This is a genomic window from Amycolatopsis sp. NPDC057786 (assembly GCF_042797905.1).
In the GTDB taxonomy this organism is placed as follows: domain Bacteria; phylum Actinomycetota; class Actinomycetes; order Mycobacteriales; family Pseudonocardiaceae; genus Amycolatopsis.
The window spans coordinates 1-1,036 of sequence record NZ_JBHVKW010000209.1; the positions used below are offsets into that span (position 1 = coordinate 1).

1 rRNA gene is annotated in these 1,036 nt (G+C 57.6%); it reads right to left on the reverse strand.

From position 1 onward, the window contains the following. Positions 1–1,036 (reverse strand): 23S ribosomal RNA (locus ACFVM3_RS41920); the annotation flags it as partial.

The following is a 1,036-nucleotide window of genomic DNA, read 5'->3' on the forward strand; positions in this document are numbered from 1 at the left end:
ATGAGCGGCGGATTTGCCTACCACTCGGTCTACACGCTTACACCAGTACTACCACTCACTGGCGGAGCTACCTTCCTGCGTCACCCCATCACTCGACTACTACGGAATCAGATCCCACGCTCCACAACCACCCTCCACCCCGAAGGGTCTTGGATGGCGCTTCGGGTGGTTAGTATCAACCGCCTCATCCTGGGCGCACGTGCTCGGGTACGGGAATATCAACCCGTTATCCATCGACTACGCCTGTCGGCCTCGCCTTAGGTCCCGACTTACCCTGGGCGGATTAGCCTGGCCCAGGAACCCTTGGTCATCCGGCGGCAGAGTTTCTCACTCTGCATTCGCTACTCATGCCTGCATTCTCACTCCCACACCCTCCACGACTGGCTTCCGCCGCCGCTTCCCTGGATGCAGGACGCTCCCCTACCCATCAACACGACTAGACGTCCCCGCAAGGAGAACGCCGATCTATATGTGTCAATGACACAGCTTCGGCGGTGTGCTTAAGCCCCGCTACATTGTCGGCGCAGGACCACTTGACCAGTGAGCTATTACGCACTCTTTCAAGGGTGGCTGCTTCTAAGCCAACCTCCTGGTTGTCTGGGCAATCCCACATCCTTTCCCACTGAGCACACACTTAGGGGCCTTAGCTGGTGTTCTGGGCTGTTTCCCTCTCGACGACGAAGCTTATCCCCCGCCGTCTCACTGCCACACTCTCACACCACGGTATTCGGAGTTTGGTTGATTTCGGTAACCCGGTAAGGCCCCTAGACCATCCAGTAGCTCTACCCCCGTGGAGAAACATGTGACGCTGCACCTAAATGCATTTCGGGGAGAACCAGCTATCACGGAGTTTGATTGGCCTTTCACCCCTACCCACAGCTCATCCCCTCAGTTTTCAACCTAAGTGGGTTCGGCCCTCCACGTCGTCTTACCGACGCTTCAGCCTGGCCATGGGTAGATCACTCCGCTTCGGGTCTAGACCACGCGACTCAATCGCCCTATTCAGACTCGCTTTCGCTACGGCTACCCCACACGG